Annotated in this window: 19 protein-coding genes and 1 tRNA gene; 14 read left to right on the forward strand and 6 right to left on the reverse strand. The window is 34.0% G+C overall.

The window, feature by feature from the left end:
* Position 1 precedes the first annotated feature (1 nt).
* The 14 genes from OZP10_RS12930 (at position 2) to OZP10_RS12995 (ending at position 16472) form a co-directional block, all read left to right on the forward strand.
* The gene (locus OZP10_RS12930; protein WP_066032697.1) at positions 2-349 is read left to right on the forward strand and encodes an FtsL-like putative cell division protein; all 348 of its coding nucleotides are present in this window, start codon (positions 2-4) and stop codon (positions 347-349) included.
* Positions 340-2346, forward strand: a complete 2007-nt coding sequence (locus OZP10_RS12935) for a penicillin-binding protein (protein WP_281631256.1) — start codon at positions 340-342, stop codon at positions 2344-2346. The genes OZP10_RS12930 and OZP10_RS12935 overlap by 10 nt, the downstream gene beginning before the upstream one ends.
* On the forward strand, positions 2343-3806 hold the full coding sequence (locus OZP10_RS12940) for a UDP-N-acetylmuramoyl-L-alanyl-D-glutamate--2,6-diaminopimelate ligase (RefSeq protein ID WP_281631257.1): 1464 nt from the start codon (positions 2343-2345) through the stop codon (positions 3804-3806). Before OZP10_RS12935 ends, OZP10_RS12940 begins: the two co-directional genes overlap by 4 nt.
* Before the next feature lie 73 nt (positions 3807-3879).
* Positions 3880-5112 (forward strand): phospho-N-acetylmuramoyl-pentapeptide-transferase, encoded by a 1233-nt coding sequence (mraY, locus tag OZP10_RS12945; protein ID WP_281631258.1) that lies wholly within the window; start codon positions 3880-3882, stop codon positions 5110-5112.
* Entirely contained in the window at positions 5113-6444 is a 1332-nt protein-coding gene (murD, locus tag OZP10_RS12950) for a UDP-N-acetylmuramoyl-L-alanine--D-glutamate ligase (RefSeq protein ID WP_177210807.1), read from the forward strand.
* A 76-nt stretch (positions 6445-6520) separates the two neighbouring features.
* The gene (locus OZP10_RS12955) at positions 6521-7831 is read left to right on the forward strand and encodes an FtsW/RodA/SpoVE family cell cycle protein (protein WP_281631259.1); all 1311 of its coding nucleotides are present in this window, start codon (positions 6521-6523) and stop codon (positions 7829-7831) included.
* 45 nt (positions 7832-7876) lie between these two features.
* Entirely contained in the window at positions 7877-8965 is a 1089-nt protein-coding gene (gene murG, locus OZP10_RS12960; protein ID WP_281631260.1) for an undecaprenyldiphospho-muramoylpentapeptide beta-N-acetylglucosaminyltransferase, read from the forward strand.
* A gap of 74 nt (positions 8966-9039) precedes the next feature.
* On the forward strand, positions 9040-10389 hold the full coding sequence (murC, locus tag OZP10_RS12965; RefSeq protein WP_281631261.1) for a UDP-N-acetylmuramate--L-alanine ligase: 1350 nt from the start codon (positions 9040-9042) through the stop codon (positions 10387-10389).
* Positions 10376-11098, forward strand: a complete 723-nt coding sequence (locus tag OZP10_RS12970; protein ID WP_281631262.1) for a cell division protein FtsQ/DivIB — start codon at positions 10376-10378, stop codon at positions 11096-11098. Before murC ends, OZP10_RS12970 begins: the two co-directional genes overlap by 14 nt.
* Positions 11099-11104: 6 nt before the next feature.
* Positions 11105-12511, forward strand: a complete 1407-nt coding sequence (ftsA, locus tag OZP10_RS12975) for a cell division protein FtsA (protein WP_281631263.1) — start codon at positions 11105-11107, stop codon at positions 12509-12511.
* A 79-nt stretch (positions 12512-12590) separates the two neighbouring features.
* Positions 12591-14597 (forward strand): cell division protein FtsZ, encoded by a 2007-nt coding sequence (gene ftsZ / locus OZP10_RS12980; RefSeq protein WP_281631264.1) that lies wholly within the window; start codon positions 12591-12593, stop codon positions 14595-14597.
* 199 nt (positions 14598-14796) lie between these two features.
* Entirely contained in the window at positions 14797-15246 is a 450-nt protein-coding gene (locus tag OZP10_RS12985; protein WP_008467137.1) for a GatB/YqeY domain-containing protein, read from the forward strand.
* A 75-nt stretch (positions 15247-15321) separates the two neighbouring features.
* Positions 15322-15395: transfer RNA gene (locus tag OZP10_RS12990), tRNA-Arg, on the forward strand.
* Between the two features lie 135 nt (positions 15396-15530).
* On the forward strand, positions 15531-16472 hold the full coding sequence (locus tag OZP10_RS12995) for an AraC family transcriptional regulator (RefSeq protein ID WP_281631265.1): 942 nt from the start codon (positions 15531-15533) through the stop codon (positions 16470-16472).
* Between the two features lie 211 nt (positions 16473-16683).
* On the opposite strand, the gene OZP10_RS13000 is transcribed toward OZP10_RS12995, so the two are convergent.
* The 6 genes from OZP10_RS13000 to OZP10_RS13025 form a co-directional block, all read right to left on the reverse strand.
* Positions 16684-16875: a hypothetical protein gene (locus OZP10_RS13000; RefSeq protein WP_281631266.1), complete on the reverse strand. Its 192-nt coding sequence runs from the start codon at positions 16873-16875 to the stop codon at positions 16684-16686.
* Positions 16876-17021: 146 nt separating this feature from the next.
* Positions 17022-17528 (reverse strand): hypothetical protein, encoded by a 507-nt coding sequence (locus OZP10_RS13005; RefSeq protein WP_281631267.1) that lies wholly within the window; start codon positions 17526-17528, stop codon positions 17022-17024.
* A 101-nt stretch (positions 17529-17629) separates the two neighbouring features.
* Positions 17630-18094, reverse strand: coding sequence for an Mpo1 family 2-hydroxy fatty acid dioxygenase (locus OZP10_RS13010; RefSeq protein ID WP_281631268.1), 465 nt, complete (start codon positions 18092-18094; stop codon positions 17630-17632).
* Positions 18095-18140: 46 nt separating this feature from the next.
* Complete coding sequence (locus OZP10_RS13015; RefSeq protein ID WP_281631269.1) at positions 18141-18656, reverse strand: DUF2199 domain-containing protein; 516 nt, start codon at positions 18654-18656, stop codon at positions 18141-18143.
* A 2-nt stretch (positions 18657-18658) separates the two neighbouring features.
* Positions 18659-19906, reverse strand: coding sequence for a TMEM143 family protein (locus OZP10_RS13020; protein ID WP_281631270.1), 1248 nt, complete (start codon positions 19904-19906; stop codon positions 18659-18661).
* A gap of 514 nt (positions 19907-20420) precedes the next feature.
* Positions 20421-20885 (reverse strand): hypothetical protein, encoded by a 465-nt coding sequence (locus OZP10_RS13025; protein ID WP_281631271.1) that lies wholly within the window; start codon positions 20883-20885, stop codon positions 20421-20423.
* Between the last annotated feature and the right edge of the window lie 255 nt (positions 20886-21140).

The raw sequence follows: 21140 nt of genomic DNA on the forward strand, positions 1-21140 counted from the left end.
AATGAAAAGTGGCGTATTTAGCATATTAAAAGCAAGATTCCTGATTCATGAAGATGCAGTAAAAAATTGGCGATTTATTGTCTTTATAATTCTGCTGGCCATTTTGATGATTGCAAATACACAGCGATACGAACAAAAGGTTTTTGAAATCGCGAAATTAAATAATGAAGTAAAAGAGCTGAGATCTGAATTTGTAGATCGACGTTCAGAATTGATGAAATTAAAAATGGAGTCAACCATTTCGGATAAAATGTTAGAAAAACAAATTTTTCCGTCGACAGTTCCTCCAGTTAAAATAGAAGTTACAAAAGAAGAAGAAAAAAGTTTCTTTAAAAGAATATGGCAGTAGACGATAAACATATATCCTACAGAATTTACCTCGTAGCAGTTTTCATCTTTTTGATGGCAATTGCTATTGTCGTTAAATTAACCAATATTCAGTGGGTTGAAGGAGATTATTACAGAAAACTGGCAAAACAGCGTACTGTGAGAAACTTTGTGATTCCTGCAAACAAAGGGAATATTTATTCTGCTGACGGAAGTTTATTGGCAACATCGATCCCAAATTATGAAATTCGTTTTGATGCTAAAGCGCCAAAAACAGAAACTTTCGAAAAATATGTAAAGCCATTGTCAGATTCGTTGGCAACGGTTTTAGATAAACCAAGTAGTTATTTTCAGAAAGAATTACGAAAAGCACGTGAAAATAAAAACCGTTATTACCTCATTGCTCGCAATTTGAGTTACACTGAGTATGTGAAAATTAAAGGTTTTCCGTTGTTCAGTTTAGGAGCTTTCAAAGGAGGAATTATAGTAGAGCAAGAAACGGTTAGAAAACATCCAATTGGAAAAATTGCAGAAAGAACAATTGGTTACGACCGTATTGATCCAGCAACTGGAATAGAGGTAGGAAAAGGAATTGAATGGGCTTTTAAAAGTTATCTGAACGGAAAAGATGGTAAAATTTTAAAGCAAAAAATTGCAAAAGGGCAATGGAAACCAATTCGTGATGTAAACGAGGTAGATCCAATTGATGGTTACGATGTGATTTCGACTATAGATGTTTTTATACAAGATATTGCGCACCACGCTTTGTTGAAACAATTGGAAGATTACGAAGCAGATCACGGTTGTGTGGTTGTTATGGAAACGGAAACAGGATACATAAAAGCGATTTCAAATTTAGGAAGAGCAGAAGATGGTTCTTATTACGAAACAACAAATTATGCGGTTGCTGAATCTCACGAGCCGGGATCGACTTTTAAATTGGTTGATCTAATGGCGATTTTAGAAGATAAAGTAGCTGACACAAGTACGGTTTACGATAGCCATGGCGGGGAAATCAGATATTATGGAAGAGCCGTTCGTGATTCGCATAGAGGTGGTTACGGAAAAGTTACTTTAGCACGCGGATTTGAACTTTCTTCTAATACAGTAATGGTTCAGGCAGTTTATGACAATTATAAAAGTAACCCGCGTAAGTTTGTAAATCATATTAATGAATTAGGTTTAAATAAACCATTAGGATTGCATTTTAAAGGAGAAGGAAGACCTTATGTTCCACAGCCTGGAGACAAACATTGGTCAGGAACTACGCTTCCATGGATGGCTTTTGGATACAATGTTTCGGTTACGCCAATGCAGACTTTAACTTTATATAATGCGGTTGCGAATAATGGGGTAATGGTAAAACCACAATTTGTATCAGAAATTAAAGAATGGAATAAAACCATTAAAAAGTTCGATACAGAAGTAATGAATCCAAAGGTTTGTTCGCCTGAAACGCTAAAAAAAGTAAAAGCAGTTTTGGCGAATGTGGTAAAAAAAGGAACAGGTTCTAAGTTGTATTCGAAAGATTTCTCAATGGCAGGAAAAACAGGAACAGCTATGGTGAATTATGGTAACGCAGGAAGAGAAGGAATGTATTATGCATCTTCTTTCGCAGGTTATTTCCCAGCCGATCATCCTAAATATTCTTGTATTGTAGTGGTTCATAAGCCAAATACATCTAGAAATAACTATTACGGAGCAGATGTTGCTGGGCCAGTTTTCAAAAGAATCGCCCAAAAGATTTTTACTGATGCGCCTTCGACAAATAAAATTAAAAAATTAGATTCTAGGATTCCAAAACAGGATGCTAGTTATGATAAATATACGGCTGAAGCTAATAAAAAGCTGAACGAGATTCCGAATTTAAAAGGAATGCCAGGAATGGATGCAATTGCTTTATTGGAAAATTTAGGTTTGAAAGTAAAAGTAAATGGAATGGGGAAAGTGAAGAATCAATCAATTCAAGCGGGAACCAGTATTAGTAAAAACACAACAATTGTATTAGAATTATCGTGAAAGTATTAAAAGACATATTATATAAAGTGGCTATTGAATCGGTAAAAGGTTCAACAGATATTGCTATTCATAAAATTGAATTTGATTCGCGCAAAGTAGAAGCAAATGATATTTTTGTAGCAATTCGCGGTTCGCTTTCAGATGGACATGATTACATAGAGAAAGCAATCGAACTTGGAGCAAAAGCAATTATTTGTGATACGCTTCCTGCAACTGTTGCAAACGATGTTACATATGTTCAAGTAAAAGATACCAATACCGCTTTAGCTTTTATGGCAGCTAATTATTTTGAAGATCCATCTGCAAAATTAAAATTAGTTGGAGTAACAGGAACAAATGGAAAAACGACAATTGCGTCATTATTGTTTCAGTTGTTTGAAAAAGCTGGTTTTAAAGTGGGATTGCTTTCAACTGTAAAAATCGTAGTAGACAAAACAGAATATCCTGCAACGCATACAACGCCTGATTCTTTGACTATAAATCATTATTTGAATGAAATGGTTGAGGCTGGAGTTACGCATTGTTTTATGGAAGTAAGCTCGCATGGAATTCATCAAAAACGTACTGAAGCGCTACATTTTGTAGGCGGAATTTTTACGAACCTTTCTCACGATCATTTAGATTATCATCCAACATTTGCTGAATATAGAGATGTTAAAAAATCATTTTTTGACTCACTTCCAAAATCAGCTTTTGTTTTATCAAACATTGATGATAAAAACGGTTCTGTAATGTTGCAGAATACTGTTGCTAAAAAACTGACTTACGCTTTAAAATCTTACGCAGATTATAGAGCTCAGATTTTAGAAAGCCAATTGTCTGGATTATTGTTGAAAGTAAATGATAATGAAGTTTGGGTAAAACTAATTGGTACATTCAATGCATACAATGTTTTAGCAATTTATGGAACTGCTGTAGAGCTAGGAATTGATAGTCTTGAAGCGTTGCGTTTACTGTCTGATTTAGAGAGTGTTTCGGGACGTTTTCAGTATATCGTATCAGATGGAGGTATTACAGCTGTTGTAGATTATGCACATACGCCAGATGCATTGGAGAATGTTTTAAAAACGATAAACGATATCCGTACTAAAAATGAGCAGTTAATTACGGTTGTTGGATGTGGAGGAAATCGAGACAAAACAAAACGCCCGATTATGGCAAAGATTGCTTCAGATTTAAGTGATAAAGCGATTTTGACTTCGGATAATCCGAGAAATGAAGATCCAGAAGTTATTTTGGATGAAATGGAGCAAGGAGTTGAGCCACACAATTATAAAAAAATGCTGCGAATTACAGATAGAAAACAGGCAATTAAAACAGCTTGTCAATTGGCTCAGCCTAAAGATATCATTCTAATCGCAGGAAAAGGGCACGAAACGTATCAAGAAATAAATGGTGTTCGCCATCATTTTGATGATATGGAAACGGTAAGAGAAATTTTAGAACAACTGAATAAATAAAAAATTAAGTTCAAATACCATCACACAATTGGAATTTGGGATTTCACAATTGGAATTTAAAAAATAAAAAAATATGCTGTACTATTTATTTGAATATTTTGATAAAACATTGGATCTTCCAGGAACAGGAGTTTTCCAGTACATCACATTTAGGTCAGCTTTGGCATTTATGCTTTCGTTGCTTCTATCGACTATTTATGGTAAAAGAGTGATTAACTTTTTGCGTCGTCAGCAAGTAGGAGAAACTGTGCGAGAACTTGGTCTTGCAGGTCAGAATGAAAAAGCTGGTACGCCTACAATGGGTGGATTAATCATCATTTTTGCTACTCTCATTCCGGTTTTATTATTTGCAAGATTGCATAACATTTATATTGTTTTGCTAATTGTAACTACATTATGGATGGGAACAATTGGTTTTGTTGATGATTATATCAAAATATTCAAAAAAGATAAACAAGGGTTAAAAGGAATCTTTAAAGTTATTGGACAAGTTGGTCTTGGTATTATCGTTGGAGCAGTTCTTTATTTTAATCCGGCCGTTACGGTAAGAACTGATACTGGTCGTACAGATGTATTTAAAACTGCTGCAAATTCAACAGTTATTGTGCCTGCAGGTGTCGAAGAAAAATCTACAGCAACAACAATTCCTTTCGTAAAAAACAACGAGTTTGACTATGCGGAAGTATTGTCTTTTATGGGTGATGGATATGAAAAATGGGCTTGGCTAGTATTTATTCCCGTAGTAATTTTTATTATAACAGCAGTTTCAAATGGTGCTAATTTAACGGATGGAATTGACGGACTAGCCGCAGGAACCTCCGCAATATCTGTCCTCGCACTCGGGATTTTTACATTCGTTTCAGGTAATATTATTTTCTCGAATTATCTGAACATTATGTATATCCCCAATTCGGGAGAAATGACGGTTTTTATTTCTGCCTTTGTGGGTGCGCTTATTGGATTTCTTTGGTACAACTCATTTCCAGCATCGGTGTTTATGGGAGATACGGGGAGTTTGACTATTGGAGGAATCATTGCGGTTCTTGCAATTGCTGTGCGTAAAGAGATATTAATCGTTTTATTCTGTGGAATTTTCTTGGCAGAAAGTGCTTCAGTAATTATTCAAGTAGGTTATTTTAAATATACGAAGAAGCGTTTCGGAGAAGGACGAAGAATTTTTCTGATGTCACCGCTTCATCATCATTATCAGAAAAAGGGATATCACGAAAGTAAAATTGTAACCCGTTTCTGGATTGTAGCTGTGATGCTGGCCATTTTATCAATCATTACCCTAAAATTAAGATAAATGAGATTAGTAGTTTTAGGTGGAGGAGAAAGCGGAGTAGGAACCGCGATCCTCGGTAAGAAACAAGGTTACGATGTTTTTGTATCGGATTTTGGAAAAATAAAGGAAAGCTATAAAGAAGTTCTTATCATTAATAAAATTGCTTGGGAAGAAGAGCAGCACACAGAGGATTTAATTCTAAATGCAGATGTGGTGATGAAAAGCCCTGGAATTCCCGATAAATCCCCGATAGTAAAAAAACTCATCGCGGCAGGAGTAAAGGTAATTTCGGAAATTGAATTTGCGATTCCTTACACAGAAGCAATGACCATCGGGATTACCGGAAGTAATGGTAAAACCACTACCACAATGTTGACACATCACTTGCTCAAATATGCAGGATTAAATGTAGGATTGGGTGGGAATATTGGAAAAAGCTTCGCCTGGCAGGTGGCGGAAAATAAATTTGATGCCTACGTTCTTGAATTAAGCAGTTTTCAGTTAGACGGAATAATAAATTATAGGCCAGATATTGCCATTATAACCAATATAAGTCCGGACCATTTAGATCGATACGAATATAAATATGAAAATTATATCAATTCGAAGTTCCGAATAACGATGAACCAGACTGAGAACGATTATCTCATTTACGATGCAGATGATGAGGCAAGTACAGAATGGTTAAAGAAGAACAAAACAAAAGCAAAACTAATTCCTTTTTCATTGACGAAAAAATTTGATGAAGGGGCTTCTATAAATAACAACAAAATGGAAATAAAGATCAACCAAGAAGAGTTTACAATGGATACAGAACACATTGCGTTAGAAGGAAAACATAATATGAAAAACGCCATGGCAGCAAGCTCTGTAGCTAAATTGATGCAAATTAGAAATGCAACGATTCGTGAAAGTCTATCTAATTTCCAAGGTGTTGAGCACCGTTTAGAAAAAGTACTAAAAATACAAAACGTTCAATATATCAACGATTCAAAAGCAACAAATGTAAATGCTACTTTCTTTGCTTTGGATAGTATGAATGCTCCAACAGTTTGGATTGTTGGAGGTGTTGATAAAGGAAACGATTACAACGAATTAATGTCGTTAGTACGCGAAAAAGTAAAAGCTATTATTTGCCTTGGAATCGATAACCGTAAAATTATCGATGCTTTTGGAAACGTTGTTGATATTATGGTTGAAGTAAATAATATGAATGATGCAGTAAAAACTGCTCAAAGATTAACAGAAAAAGGTGATGTAGTTTTATTGTCTCCAGCCTGCGCAAGTTTCGATTTATTTGAAAACTACGAAGACAGAGGAAAACAATTTAAGCAAGCGGTACACAACTTGTAGAAAAGAAAGAGTTTCAGGTTTCAAGTTGAACGAAACTTGAAACCTGAAACAAAACAAAACCTGAAACAAAAAGATTATGAAGGAGCTAGTAAACAAACTAAAAGGAGATAGAGTAATATGGTCATTTGTGGCTTTATTGGCTTTGTTTTCGTTTATGCCTGTTTTTAGTGCGAGTAGTAATCTTGCCTATATCGGGCATGGGACAGGAAATACATTAGGGTATTTGGTAAAACATCTGGCGCATATCTGTATTGGTTTTTTAATTATTTACTGGGTGCATAGAGTTCCATATCACTATTTTAGAGCAATTTCTAAGATTGCGCTTCCAGTCGTTTGGATTTTATTGATCTATACGCTTTTAAAAGGAACTGTAATTGCAGGAGCAAATGCAAGTCGTTGGATTCAGGTTCCTTTTATCGGAATCACATTTCAGACTTCAACATTAGCAGCAATCGTTTTGTTTATTTATGTGGCACGTTATTTATCTAAAACCAAAGAAGAAAATGAGCCTTTTCAGACCTCATTGATTCAGCTTTGGATTCCAGTTTTCATTACGTTAATATTGATTTTACCAGCGAACTTTTCAACTACAGCGTTAATCTTTTCAATGGTTTTAATGTTGACATTTATTGGAAAGTATCCATTAAAATATATTGCTTTTATCATTGGTTCAGGAGTTGCAATGTTGGCATTCTTCTTATTAGTTGCAAAAGCTTTTCCAGATTCAAGGTTCTTTAGCAGGGTCTCAACTTGGGAAAGCCGTATTACGAATTTTACAACAGACAAACCTGATGAAGATGATTATCAGATTGAGAAAGCAAAAATTGCAATTGCATCTGGGAAATTAGGAGGATTAGGTCCTGGAAAAAGTGTTCAGAAAAACTTTTTGCCACAATCTTCTTCCGATTTTATCTACGCTATTATTGTAGAGGAATACGGTTTAGTTGGAGGAGTTTCGATAGTAATTTTGTACTTATTGTTATTGTTTCGTTTTGTAATAGCTTCTCATAAAGCACCAACTATATTCGGAAAATTAGTCGTCGTTGGTGTCGGTTTTCCTATGATATTTCAGGCTATGATCAATATGGCGGTTGCTGTTGAGTTATTGCCAGTTACAGGACAAACGCTTCCGTTGATAAGTAGTGGGGGAAGTTCGATTTGGATGACTTGTCTTGGACTCGGAATTATCATTAGTGTGACAAGAAAAGAAGAAGAAATTGCTGAAGATAAACTTGAGAGAGAAAAAAGAAAAGAAGCCTTACAGCGATTAATAGATAAAGAAATGGCAGAGGAAGATTTGCCTGCAGACGAAATATACGAAGAAGAGCCAATGTATTCCATCGAAGATAATTCAAGAAATCCGATGAATGCGGTTTTAAACAAATAGGATTAGAATATAAAAATTTTTTAAAAAGTTGTAATTTTTAGAACGATGACAAAGTATAAATTCATACTTAGCGGAGGAGGAACAGGAGGACATATCTATCCTGCAATTGCAATTGCAAACGAATTAAAATTACAATTTCCTGATGCAGAATTTCTTTTTGTAGGTGCCAAAGATAAAATGGAAATGCAGAAAGTGCCTCAAGCAGGTTACGAAATAAAAGGTCTTTGGATTGCTGGTTTACAGCGAAAATTGACATTACAAAATTTGATGTTTCCGCTTAAATTGGCAAGCAGTTTATTGGAATCAAAAAGAATAATTAAAAAGTTTAAGCCTAATGTTGTAATTGGAACGGGTGGTTTTGCTAGCGGACCCTTATTGCAGGCGGCAGGTTCGGCTGGAATTCCAACAGTGGTTCAAGAGCAGAATTCTTATCCAGGAATAACAAATAAATTGTTAAGCAAAAAAGCAAATGCAATTTGTGTGGCGTATCAAAATTTGGAACGCTTTTTTCCAAAAGAGAAAATTGTTTTAACAGGGAATCCAGTTCGTCAAGATTTAATTGACATTGAAAGCAAGCGTGATGAAGCAATTGCTTTTTATGGTTTAGATCCTAATAAGAAAACATTACTGGTTTTAGGAGGAAGTTTAGGAGCTAGAAGAATCAATCAGTTAATTGAAAAAGAATTGCAAAATTTTCTTTCTCAAGATGTGCAGGTAATCTGGCAATGTGGAAAATTATATTTTGAAGAATATAAAAAGTACAATCAGCCAAATGTAAAAGTGGTTGATTTTATTGAAAGAATGGATTTTGTCTACGCGGCATCAGATGTCATAATTTCACGTGCTGGAGCTTCGTCGGTGTCAGAATTGTGTATCGTGGGAAAACCAGTCATTTTTATTCCATCGCCGAATGTGGCTGAGGATCACCAAACTAAAAATGCACAGGCAATTGTGGATGAAAAAGGTGCGATTTTGTTGAAAGAATCTGAGCTTGACAGTCAGTTTAGCATTGTTTTTGAAGCGCTGCTGAAAGATTCAGGAAAACAGAAACAACTAAGTGATAATATTAAAAAACTGGCAAAACCAAAAGCTACACAAGATATTGTAGCAGAGATTGTGAAGTTAATTAAATAGAAAAATTAAAAAGCTGAAGACATATAGTTAAGAAACTTTAAAAACTTTAGACATTAAGATATTAAGACTCAATTATGAATTTAAATCAAATACAAAACGTTTATTTTATTGGTATCGGAGGTATCGGAATGAGTGCCTTGGCTCGTTATTTCAAGTTTATTGGAAAACAAGTTTCAGGTTACGACAAAACACCTTCTATGCTAACTAATGAATTGATTGAAAGTGGTATAGATATTCATTTTGAAGACAATATAAATTTGATTCCAACAGATTATTATGTTGAAAATACGCTAGTAATTTACACACCAGCGGTTCCTAAAACACATTCTGAATGGAATTATTTTGTTGAAAGGCATTTTGAGGTTAAAAAGCGTGCAGAAGTTCTTGGAATTATAAGTAGAGATACTTTCTGTTTTGCAGTTGCAGGAACACACGGAAAAACTACTACGTCTAGTATTTTGGGACATATTTTGTTTCAAAGTGGTGCTGATGTAACGGCTTTTATTGGAGGAATTGTAGAAAATTATAATTCTAATTTAATTGGAAGCGGAAAAACAGTAACAGTTGTAGAGGCAGACGAATTTGACAGATCATTTTTGCATTTGCGTCCAGATATTGCTTGCGTAACTTCTATGGATGCAGATCATTTGGATATTTATGGAACGAGTGATGCAATTGAGGCTTCTTTTAGAGAATTTGCTTCAAAAGTTGAAGATAAAAACAATCTTTTTATAACCAAAGAATTGCCTTTAGATGGTGTTCAATGTGCTATAAATGAAGATGCTGTATATAAAGCTTATAATGTTCGAATAGAAGATGGAGCTTATGTTTTTGATGTGCAGACGCCTTCAGAAATTATGAAAGATTTACGTTTCGGACTGCCTGGAAAACACAATTTAATGAATGGATTAATGGCTATTGCGATGGCTAAGACTTTCGGCACCCCGACCGATTCTATCGCAAAAGCCATTGCTTCATTCAACGGAATCAGAAGACGTTTTTCATATCAGATTAAGAGTGAAAATTTAGTTTATATTGATGATTATGCACATCATCCGACAGAAATAAATGCTGTTCATCAGGCAGTTAGGGAATTGTATCCAGGACGTAAAGTGCTAGCAATTTTCCAACCACATTTATTTAGTAGAACAAGAGATTTCGTTGACGGATTTGCAGCAAGCTTATCGCAGTTTGATGAAGTGTTTTTGATGGATATTTACCCTGCTAGAGAGCTTCCAATGGAAGGAGTGACTTCTGAGTGGCTTTTGGGTAAAATGACAAATTCGAACAAAAAAATTGTTGCAAAAGAAGATTTATTAGGTAAAATTAAAGCCAGTGATGCACCTATTATTGTAACAATTGGAGCTGGTGATCTGGGAGAAATGGTTCCGTCAATTAAAAAGGTTTTAAATGAAAATATTTAATTGGGCAAATATTAGATTAGTACTTATTTTCGGACTAGTTCTTTTTCTATATTCTTTCGCACAGCATCGAAATGGCGATCGAAAATTGAAAAAATCTATGGTTGTTTTTGTAGGAGAAAATACGCTTTTTGTGAAGCCGGAAACGGTTAATAAATTGTTGATAGAAAATAAAAGAGACGCTTCCAGTATTAGAAAAGATGAACTAGATTTGAATAAGATAGAGAAAACCCTCGATACGCAAGAGATGATTGAGAAGTCAAATGTTTTTGTAAGTATCGATGGAGTTCTAAAAGCAGTAGTAAAACAGAAGACGCCCATAGCAAGAGTTTATGATGGCGCTGCTTCTTTTTATATTGACTATGAGGGAAATAAAATGCCCTTATCAGACAATTTCACTGCGCGAGTTCCTCTTGTTTCAGGGGCAATAAATGAAAAAAATAACGAAGATTTAGCAGCTTTATTTCGCACAATTTATGACGATGCGTTTTTGAAAAAAAACATCATTGCTATAGAGATTATGCCGAATGGAAGCTTAAAAATGTTTAATCGCAACTATGATTACTTCATAGATTTTGGCAGAACGATGAATGTTGATAAGAAATTTAGAAACTATAAAGCGTTTTTTCAAAAAGCGGTTTTAGATAGTTCGTTATACAAATACAAAAAAATTGACCTTAGGTTTACGGAACAAGTAGTTTGCACTAAATAATAGAAAATGGAAAAAGATAACATTGCAGTAGGTCTAGATATTGGAACAACCAAAATCGTTGCCATGATTGGCAAAAAAAATGAATATGGTAAGTTGGAGATTTTGGGCATTGGTAAATCCAAAAGTTTGGGTGTTGCCAGAGGAGTAGTAAACAACATTACGCAGACGATACAATCGATACAGCAAGCGATACTTGAAGCAGAAAATAATTCAGGTTATAAAATTAAAGATGTAGTTGTGGGTATTGCCGGACAGCACATCAGAAGTATTCAGCATACAGATTACATCAGCAGAAATAATCCAGAAGAAGTAATTGGCGAAAAAGATATTCAACTCCTAATCGATCAGGTAAACAAACTGGCGATGTTACCGGGAGAGGAAATTATTCACGTTTTACCACAAGAATTTAAAATCGATGGGCAATCTGAAATTAAAGAGCCAATCGGAATGTACGGAGGAAGATTAGAGTCTAGTTTTCACGTTGTAGTTGGACAGGCATCTTCAATCAGAAACGTTGGAAGATGTATTCAGAGTTCAGGAATAGAATTGTCTGGTTTAACATTAGAACCATTAGCTTCGGCAGATGCTGTTTTAAGTCAGGAAGAAAAAGAAGCCGGTGTTGCGCTTATCGATATTGGAGGCGGAACAACAGATTTGGCTATATTCAAAGATGGTATCATTCGTCATACAGCTGTAATTCCTTTTGGAGGAAATGTAATTACAGATGATATCAAAGAAGGATGCTCGATTATTGAAAAACAAGCTGAACTTTTAAAAATCAAATTCGGATCTGCTTGGCCAGGAGAAAACAAAGACAACGAAATTGTTTCTATTCCAGGTTTAAGAGGAAGAGAGCCAAAAGAGATTTCGCTTAAAAATCTATCAAAAATTATCCATGCAAGAGTTGTGGAAATCGTAGAGCAGGTTTTTGCAGAAATTAAAGCTTACGGGCACGAAGATCCTCGTAAAAAGCTAATAGCTGGAATTGTTTTAACAGGTGGTGGTGCACAATTAAAGCACATTAAACAGCTGGTAGAATATATTACAGGAATGGATACTAGAATTGGTTATCCGAACGAGCATTTAGCAGGAAATTCTAGTGAAGAAATCTCTAGTCCGCTATATGCAACTGCAGTTGGATTAGTAATGAATAGTATCGAAAACAGTTCGCAAAGTGCTGTTAGATTGGAAATGGTTCAAGAACAGCCAAAAGTTGTTTACAGAACTGCTCCGCCAGTGCAGCGATACGAAGTTGAAGAAAACTACGTTGAGAAAGAAGAAACCATTGAAGAACCTAGAGAAACCGTAACTCAAAGGGTACCTAAAAATGAATCTACTGAGAACAAAATAAGAAGATCATTTTTTGATCGATATGTCGACAAAATCAAAGAATTTTTAGACAACGCAGAATAATAAAAAGAGAAGGATTATTTCTTGCCCCAAGTCAAGAAGTAAAAAATGTACTTAATAAGAATTTCAAAAAACCAAAAAGATGATGAGCAACTCAGAATTTGGAAGTATTTCATTTGATTTACCAAAAAATCAATCAAATGTAATCAAAGTAATAGGTGTAGGTGGAGGCGGAAGTAACGCAATTAACCACATGTTCAAACAAGGTATTAAAGGCGTAGATTTTATCGTTTGTAATACCGATTCGCAAGCGCTTCAAAATAGTTCAGTACCCAATAAGATTCAGTTAGGAGTTAATTTAACTGAAGGGTTAGGAGCAGGAGCAAATCCAGACGTTGGACAGCAGTCGGCAATCGAAAGTATTTCGGATATTGAAAAAATGCTGGATAAAAATACTAAGATGGTATTTATTACTGCTGGTATGGGTGGAGGAACAGGAACTGGTGCAGCTCCGGTAATTGCTCAATTAGCAAAAGAAAGAGAAATATTAACTGTTGGTATCGTAACAATTCCGTTTCAATTTGAAGGGAAAGTACGTCAAGAGCAGGCGATTATTGGAATCGAGAAATTGCGTAAGCAGGTCGATTCTTTAATTGTAATCAACAACAATAAATTAAGAGAAGTATACGGAAATCTTGGATTTAAAGCAGGATTTTCTAAAGCGGATGAAGTTTTGGCAACAGCCTCTAGAGGTATTGCCGAAGTAATTACGCACCACTATACTCAGAATATCGATTTACGTGACGCGAAAACTGTTTTGGCTAACAGTGGAACTGCGATTATGGGATCTTCTGTGGCTGAAGGCGACAACAGAGCTAAAGATGCTATTGTTTCTGCTTTGGATTCTCCATTGTTGAACGATAATAAAATTACAGGTGCCAAAAACGTATTGTTGCTTATCGTTTCTGGAACTAATGAGATTACTCTTGACGAAATTGGAGAAATCAACGATCACATTCAAGATGAAGCTGGTTACAATGCAAATATCATTATGGGGGTTGGTGAAGACGAAACTCTAGGTGAAGCTATTGCAGTAACTATTATTGCTACAGGTTTTGATGTGGAACAACAAAATGAAATTGTAAATACAGAACCAAAGAAAATCATTCATACGTTAGAAGATGAGCAGAGAAGTGTTCATAATTTAACCAATAAACCGCTTGCTTCTTTTGACCTAACTGTTGATACACCGACAGCAAAAGTAGAAGATAAAGTTGTTTTTGATTTAGTTGACGATGATGAAACATTTACTCCAACTGCACAAGCTGTTGCTCCAGCAATCAATCAGGAAGAGTTAGTGGTGATGTCTGAGTTTATCAAAAATCTAGATGTAACTTTCGAAATTGTTTCGCCAATTACAGATATCGATTTTACTATTTCATCTCCTGAGGCGCCAGCTGTTCAGCAAGTACAGCAAGTACAGCAAGTACAGCAACAACAGCCGATTCAACCAGTGCAGCAACAAAGAGTTTTTGAAAAAGAAGAACAAACTGCTTTTTCTTTTGATCTTCCTTTGTTTAAGCAAGAGCCTGTAAGAAGAGAGCCAGTTATTGAGGATAACAGAGTTCTATTTGAATTGACAAATGAAACTCGTGAAATTAAAGTAAACGATCCAGTGCAATTTGTTCCTGTAACTGAAGTTTCAGACAACGGAATTATTAAATATTCTCTAGAAGAATATATGGAAGTTGAAAACGATTTATTGGCTTCTAAACCAGTTGAAAAAGTAGTTGAACCTACAATTCCAGAGGAATTAAATATTACATTGAAACCAAGAGTTGATTTTGCAAGTCAGCCAGATATTTCAACAACTTCTGAAGTTTCTCCTTTAGAATTAACTATTGAAGAAACATTGCGCTTAAGAGCAGAAGAAAGAAGAAAGAAACTAAAAGAATTTAACTATAAATTCCATAACAATGTTTCTAGAATCGATGAGTTGGAAAAAGAGCCAGCTTACAAAAGATTAGGAATAGATTTATCTAATTCTCAGTCTAATAATACAAATTCTAGAATATCTGTTGGAACAGACAGTAATAATGATTTACAATTACGTTCAAACAATTCATTTTTGCACGATAATGTAGATTAATTTTTAGAATCATAATATTGGGTAACCCGAAAATTGGATTTAATTTTCGGGTTATTTTTTTTATCTTCGCACAGAATTTCAAAATTTGACTTCTTAAATAGGTTTTTAAAGTGAATCTTATTTTCACCCTGAGCGAAGTCGAAGGGTTAAATTAATATATCAATTAATAAGCACTAGCTTATTCAAATAAAATATAAACATGAGTTTACAAACACAGATAATGGACGAAATTAAAACGGCCATGAAAGCAAAAGACACAGTAGCTTTAGAAGCTTTAAGAGCTGTAAAGTCAGAATTATTATTGGCTTCAACAGCTTCTGGATCTAAAGAAGATTTATCTGAAGATGAAGAAATTAAATTGCTTCAGAGATTGGTGAAAACTCGTAAAGAAAGCGCAAGAATCTTTACAGAGCAAAACCGTCCAGATTTAGCTGAACCAGAATTGGCTCAAGTAGCAGTAATCGAGAAGTTTTTACCAGCTCAATTAAGCGAAGAAGAAGTAGAAGCTGTAGTAGCAAAAATCATTGCTGAAACAGGAGCTTCTGGAATTGCTTCAATGGGTAAAGTAATGGGATTAGCATCTGCTCAATTAGGCGGAACTGCTGAAGGAAAAACCATTTCTACAATTGTGAAAAAATTACTTTCGTAAATAATAATTTTAGATTTTAGAGCTCAGATTTTAGATTTAATCTGAACTCTAAAATCTAAAATCATAAATAAAACTGACCTCGTAGTTCAACTGGATAGAATATCAGATTTCGGCTCTGAGGGTTGGGGGTTCGAACCCCTCCGGGGTCACTATAAAATTTAAAAGCCTAAGAATGTATATTCTCAGGCTTTTTTTATGGTTCAAAAATACATTCTTAACTTTGACTTTAATAATGGTTTACACATCACGAATTTTTAGTTGAAACTAAATATAAAACCAAAAGCATGACGAAAGAAGAGTCTATTAAAGAGTATTATTTTAGAATTAATAAGAGTATAGATTATATTAAAGAAAACCTTCATGAAGAACTTTCTTTAGAGAAATTGGCGGTCCTTTCAAATTTTTCAAAATTTCATTTTCATAGAATTTTCAAATCAGTTACAGGAACAACAATTAATGATTTTATTAAAAATGCAAAAATTGAAAGAGCCTTATTCTTCTTAATGAACAATCCTTCCAAAACGATTAGTGAAATAGCTATGGAATGTGGTTTTTTAAGTATTTCGTCTTTCTCAAGAGCTTTTCGTGAAGTTAAAGAGCAAACACCTTCTGAATGGCGAAAGTTATATAAAAATAGCAATATTGGTATAATAGATAGCAATATTGGAAAAATGCAGTCCGAAATCGAAAACTACCTTGCACTCAAATTAAATAATTTAAAAAATAATGAAATGAGTGAAACTATAAAACTTGATTTTGAGGTCAAAAAGCTGGAGGCATTTAATGTTATTTATATTCGAAATCTGAATATTCACAAACATGATAGTGAAACATTTGAAGATATGTTTAAACAGCTTTTTAGCTGGGCTTCTCCAAGAAATTTGGTAAATTTTCCTGAAACAAAAGCATTAACTGTTTATAGAAGTAATGCTAATTTATCGGGAATGCTTCAGGCAGATGTCTGTTTGTCTGTTCCTGAAAAAATAAGAGGAGAAGGAATAATTGGAAATATTACCATAAGTGGCGGATTGTATGCTATTTTCCATAAAGAAGCGCCAATGTCTGAATGTTTTAAAACATGGAATTACATTTACGAGGTATGGTTTGAAGAAAATGGCTATCAGCCAGATAATAGAAATTTCTTTTTAAGCCATTTAAATGATCCTAAACTGCATCCTGAAAATCATCACATTATTGATATCTACATACCAATAAAATTATTATGATAATGATGAAATTGTCAGTTAATGTCTCATTTTCCCTTTCGGGGATTGGCTTGCGATTTAATTTTAGAATGAAGTATTTCTAGTTTTAAACCTTTTAGCAAATAAATATAGTTCAGTAACGTCAAGGTTATAAACCAAAAGCGCATTCTTTTAATTATTAAAGAAATACGCTTTTAAAATTGTACATCTGTGCGAATGTCTCGCAAGATATTTACTTTGGCTGCTTTCCAGAATTTTTAATAATATAATAAACCGAAAATACAAAGACAATGCTATATATAACAGCCATTGCTGGATTCTCAAATTTTAGATTCTGAAAGTCAAATTGCTTGTATAAAGTGACGCCTAAAATGATGGCTACTATCCAAAAGACAAATGTAATAGGTTGGTTTTTATTTTCCATATTTAGATTGTTGGTTGTCAAAGATGTTTCAGATTTTGCTTTATAGATTGAATTTTTAAACTATTTAGAAATGCTTTTTTAAATGAAAAGGACAAAAAAGATAAAATTCTTCCTTGTCCTTATATTTTTTTAGAATTTAAAGAATATTATAAAGAGGGTTTAAATTTGCTTATTCCGCTAAATTCTTTATACTCTGAATATATATCAATACCAAGAAGTATCCATTTTCTAGTTCCTCCTGCCTGATATTCAAAGGTGTTTTTCTGTTCTGTTTTATTTATAGTAATGTACTCTGTAGACCATTCTGTACCAAAAGAGTATCCAGTTCTTGGAATCAATGCTGAACGAGCATTTTCGCCATCGCAAATAACGTACAATTCGATTTTTGAAAAGAGATCATCTTCAAGAGTAGTTTTTGAAAGATAGGTATTGCGACTTGAAGATTGTTTTTCGGTTTCGCTATTTTCAAATTCAAATTTTTTATCTTTTTGTTCATTGCCTGGTCTTGTGATAAAAGATAAAGCAAAAAAAGAAAAGAGAATGGCAACGGATAAGCCAACTTTTTTACGAATCTCTACTGCTTTTTTTGCACTAAAAATAATAAGCACTAAAACGAGTGCAAGGTTTAGTATTCCCCAGATTAACTCTATCATAATTTTATTTTAGATATATCAAAAGTACATTTTTATTTCAAAAAATAAGATAATCCTTATTTTAAATTATTAGTCGCAATGTGGCATTATTTCGAAATGATTTACTTTCTGGAAAACAAATTCTCAACAACCCAAGCAGGACCAATCAATAAAAACTGAAGATCTTTTAAGAAAGAAGGTTTTTTGCCTTCAATATTATGCCCGTAAAATTGTCCGATCCAAGCGATAACAAAAACGCCAATTGAGAATGCCCATAACGGTACAACTTGTCCGATATAATAATTTAAAATTAAACAGATTCCCGAGAACAAAGCAATTTTAATAGCCATTGCAACCGATAATCTAATGTAGAAAACCAATACAAAAAGCAGAACCACAAAAGCCCAGTTTTCGATAATAGGTAAATTTAGGTTTAAAGTATTGGCAATAATTGCGCTTGGAATACTCATTAACAAGCCAACGATAGAAAAGAAAATTGCGGGAACGCAAATGTAATGAATCGCTTTATTGGTTGGGTTCTGATGACTTACGGCATATTCTGCAAACCATTGGTCTAATGTTCTCATTGTTTGTGGTTTTAGGGTTAGATGCGTAAATCTAATAAAATTTCTTTTAGCTTTTACCGTGCTGAATTTTCATTATTTCATCTACAATCGAAATGGCTTTTTCTAAAGTAATTCCGTTTTCCTGATCTAGGGTTAAAGGATGATTTTCTTCAATCATTTTTATTTCTGGAATTAATCCTAAACCTTGTTCAATGGCGATTGATTTTAGAGATATGGTTTTGCCGTAAGTAGGAACATCAGTCTGCATCCAGCCAAAATAAGGCTCTTGGTGAATTCTATTTGGATCTTCCCATAAATCCATTCGAAGGCAGAAATTATCTTCGCTTATCGTTGTCCATACATTAAAAACCAAGTCTTCATGATAGTCGATTATCGGAATTATTAATCTTCCACGATGAAAAAAATGTTCTTCATCTACATAACACCAATTTCCTCCAAATTCAATTCGTTTTTCTCTTTCTTCTGGCGGAATAGCAAAATAATAAGCAGGAAATTCGTTTCCAAAACACAAAGGCATTTCGTCAAAAACTTCGCCGCAGCAAGAACATTTGTAAGTATACATTTTTAGTATTTTAGAGAATTTACATTTTGATTATATTGAAAAACATTGTCCCACAACTCATCAATAGCGATAAGCGCTTCATTTAACGGAATCACGTCCCATTTTCCGTTAGTTTCTGTTCCTAATCCTATGCTTTTTAGTTTCAGTAAAGCATCGTTTACATCAAAATCTAAATCGGTATTTAGTTTGGTTTGAAACCAAGATTCAATTTGATTGTCTAGTTCTTCGGCTGTTAAAGCTTCTTCGCTTTCGTGTAAAAATGTATAAGCAAGAATAGTTTCTTTCAAGGCTTCTTCTTCTGAAGAATTTAGTAAAGAATAAAATGCACCGCTATTGTTGCCGACATTCTTAAAATACAAACTGTCAGAAAGGGTTTTAGAGTATCTGATTTTCTTGTTTACAAAGTTGTTGTATTGACGGAAACAATAAGCACCTAAAATTCCTAATGCAATTAAACCTTGATTTAAAGAAGTTTTACTGTTTAGTAAATCGATGGTTTCGCCAGTCTGATAAGCTTCATACATATTAATCAAGGCAGGAATTACTTTGGCGCTTAATAAAGAAAGTCCGCCAAAAAGACCTGGAACCCAAAGCAGCAATTTATCTTTGAGAGACATTTTCGGAATGGCATTCGGGAAAATAGTTTCAAGATCGTTTTTAGGAACACGCTTAAAAATTTTCAGAGCAATAGAACCCGGATCAATTGGCATTTTACTTAACTTGACTTTCTTTTCTTTCAGGTAATCTGCTTCGCTGTAATTAAGATATATTAAGACACGATCATAATATTCAATTTCAACTTCTTTGGTCCAGAAAAAGTATTTTTTGACTTTTTCTTTCGCTTTATGATGTCCGCGAGCATAAAGTTCGAAATCTTTAAAAGCATTAAAATCGATAGAAAGATGCAATCCAATCAAATCAGATTCATTAAATGCATCGTTTAAAGCTTTTTGATTAATTCTGTAGTAATTACCGCGCTCGAGAACTTTCAGCAATGTTTCTTTAAAAACGGGAAAATCGCTTTTATTGATAAACTGTTCACGTTCTTTTTCGCTTAAATCGGGATCGTAAAGCGCGTAATGCTGTTTTAGATTTCGGTTAAGATTAAAAGATTCATAATGATAATAATGTTCGATAATTTCGAATAACTTTTTAAAATCATCAGCCTTTTGTGCGTTTTCGGCAAATGCAGCAATTTGCTTTTCCAGTAAGAATTCTTTATTAAACGGAATATAATGTTCTCTAGTCATGCGGACTTAATTTCGAGGCTTTTACAGAACGCAAAAATACTGCCTGAAATTTGATTTTGGGCTTTATGCGTGATGTTTTTTTAACGCAAAGAGCGCAAAGAATTTTTAATGAAGAAACTTAATAAAACCGCAAAGTTCGCAAAGCTTTGTGGTAATATAGTTTTCCCGCAGATTTTGCAGATTAAGCAGATAAAACAAAATCTCTTAGATCTGCTAAATCTGCGAGAGAAAAACTTTGCAAACTTTCCGTTATCCTTAGCGCTCTTTGCGGTAAAAAAACGATTAAGTAGGTAAACAAAAAAAAGTGAAATTTCCAATCGGTACCAGCGATTTGAAATTCCACTTTCTGTTCCAAAAAAAAAGTGACAAAAAATTAAAAAGCTCTCTATTAGAAAACCTTGCCTAAACTAAAAATTATTCACTACAATATTAGTACAAAACAAAATGATGGCTACGAGTATTTATACCTGTTTTTGTAAATGGTCAAAGATTTTGAATAGTTAGAGTGCAAAGGTTATTGCAATACCGATTTTTTTAATTCGATTACACCTTGAATATATTTTATTAATTCTTCTTTAGTAACTGCAAAAGGAGCTTTTTCGGCTTCGAAGTTCAAATACAGATTGGCAATACTTTCGGCATCAAGATTTTGAGCGAGGTAATGATGCTCTGTATATTCTATAAGATGGTCTACAAAACGTTCGCGCTGTTTTCCTTTTTCGACTGTTTCTAGATCGCCTTCTTTTATTTTTTCGATTACAGATTCTGGCAGATCGATTGTGAGATACATGCAGTTAACAGCAACTTTAGAAAGCAGTTCTTTGGGCACTCTTCCTGTTGCATCGCAATATGCGCAAGGTGCGGGAACCCATTTTAATTGGCGGTTTAAACGGCGGATATCATCCCAATCAACAAATCTTTTTCCAAGACATCTCGGACATTTTGTATCTGATCTTCTAAAAAAATTAAAAATGCTCATTGGTTTGTAAGTAGCTTAGTGGTTTGGTTGGCGCGAATTTAAATAATTAAGTAAGAAAAGTTTCTTGGTTTGCGATTTTTTTTAAGAAAATAATTCACAAAATCCCAATTTTATACAATTGGCATTGATTTAAAACAAATAAAAATAACGATTGCTAAAATCTGAAATCCCTGTAATTACTTGGCATACGAAGTTTTGGTCTTGTATTAGATTTAGTACAAAAAGGAAATGTGCATTGCTTTTTTAGTTGTGAGA

This window comes from Flavobacterium luteolum (genome assembly GCF_027111275.1).
Classification (GTDB): Bacteria; Bacteroidota; Bacteroidia; order Flavobacteriales; family Flavobacteriaceae; genus Flavobacterium; species Flavobacterium luteolum.